Here is a 1,586-nt window from a genome sequence, read left to right on the forward strand (position 1 = left end):
ACTACAACACTCGACGCGCCCACTCCGCCCTCGGCGGCCGCCCCCCGGCCACCCGACTCGCCGCATGACCGTCAACAAGGTGATGGGTCACTACAAGCTAGCGGGCAGGCTCACCGAGCTGACCGGTCCGTGGCTCGATCGTTTCGGCCGGCACCTCGACGACGGACACGTGCGGATCGTCTCCGAGCTGGCACGACACACGGATCGCTGGCTTCCGCTGCTGGACGACCATCGAACGCTCTGGCACGGGGACTTCCGTCTCGACAACATGCTCTTCCAGTCCCACGGCGGCAGGCAGCAGCTCGCGGTGCTGGACTGGCAGAGCCTCAAGTCCGGGCCCGGCGTGATCGACGTGTCCTACTTCCTGGGCACCTCCGTCGAGCCCTCTGACCGCGCCGAGCACGAGCGCGCACTGGTCACCGAGTACCACGAACGCGTGGCGTCCTACGAGGCGGCCGAGGGGTACAGCCGGGACGACTGCTGGCTGGAGTACCGGGCTCACGCCGTCTACGGCCTCGTCCTGGCCATCGCGGTGTCGATGGGCGTCCAACAGACCCCCCGTGGAGACGTCATGTTCGGCACCATGGCCGCCCGCGCGGCCGCGCAGGTGGCGGACCTGCAGACCTACTCCGCGCTCGCCACACTGACCCGCTCGTAGGACTCGTACCCGCTCCCAGACACTCGAGAGGAAACCCATGGACGTTGCTGGACAGCGGTGGGTGGTGACGGGCGCCGCCTCCGGGATCGGGGATGCAGTCGCGCGCGACCTCACCGCCCGCGGCGCATCCGTCATCAGCCTCGACCGCAACGCACCCGCGGCCGAGGTCGCCCAGCATATCGCGGTCGACCTGGCCGATCCGGCCACCATCGACTCGGCGATCGCTCAGCTCGAGGGCGACGTCGATGTCCTGGCGAACGTCGCCGGTGTGCCGGGGACGATGCCCGGAGACTTCGTCTTCAAGGTCAACTTTCTTGGGATGCGGCACCTCACCGAAGCGATGTTCGAGCGGATCAAACCGGGTGGAGCGATCGTCATCGTGTCCTCGACCGCCGGTTTCGGGTGGCCGCGTCGGCTCGAGACGATTCGTGGCCTGTTGGCCACGGGATCTTTCGCCGAAGGGCTCGAGTGGTACGAGGCGCACCCACAGGAGGGCAACGCCTACAACTTCGCCAAGGAGGCCGCCACGGTCTACACGCTGTCGATGGGGCCGAGCGTGCGCAGCAAGCACGACCTGCGGATCAACGCCGTACTCCCCGGCCCGGTCGAGACGCCCATCCTCAAGGACTTCGAGGACTCGATGGGCAAGGACGTCCTCGACGGCGTCAAGCGGCTGGTCGGGAGGCACGCGACGCGGGAGGACATCGCTCCCGCGGTCGTGTTCCTGGGAGCGCGCGAGTCGCGCTGGGTCAACGGCAGCACCGTGACCGCCGACGGCGGCGTGACCGGCGCGATGGCCGTCGGGGCTGTTCTCGCGCCCAGCTCCTGAGCCCCAGGCCGGTTGGGCCCCGCGGGCAGGCGACATCTTTCGCCTGTCGGCGTCGTCCAGGACGTCTCCGTGTTGCCGCGCGTGCGAGAACTCTTCCCG

The 1,586-nt window shown here is 68.8% G+C and carries 2 protein-coding genes; both read left to right on the top strand.

All coding sequences use genetic code 11. From position 1 onward, the window contains the following. Window positions 1-64: 64 nt before the first annotated feature. Window positions 65-658, top strand: a complete 594-nt coding sequence (locus tag AB0B41_RS43175) for a phosphotransferase (protein WP_358213031.1) — start codon at window positions 65-67, stop codon at window positions 656-658. A gap of 37 nt (window positions 659-695) precedes the next feature. Beyond that, window positions 696-1,487: a coniferyl-alcohol dehydrogenase gene (locus AB0B41_RS43180; protein WP_358213033.1), complete on the top strand. Its 792-nt coding sequence runs from the start codon at window positions 696-698 to the stop codon at window positions 1,485-1,487. Window positions 1,488-1,586 lie beyond the last annotated feature (99 nt).

Origin of the sequence: Pseudonocardia sp. NPDC049154, assembly GCF_040648315.1 — a bacterium.
In the GTDB taxonomy this organism is placed as follows: domain Bacteria; phylum Actinomycetota; class Actinomycetes; order Mycobacteriales; family Pseudonocardiaceae; genus Pseudonocardia.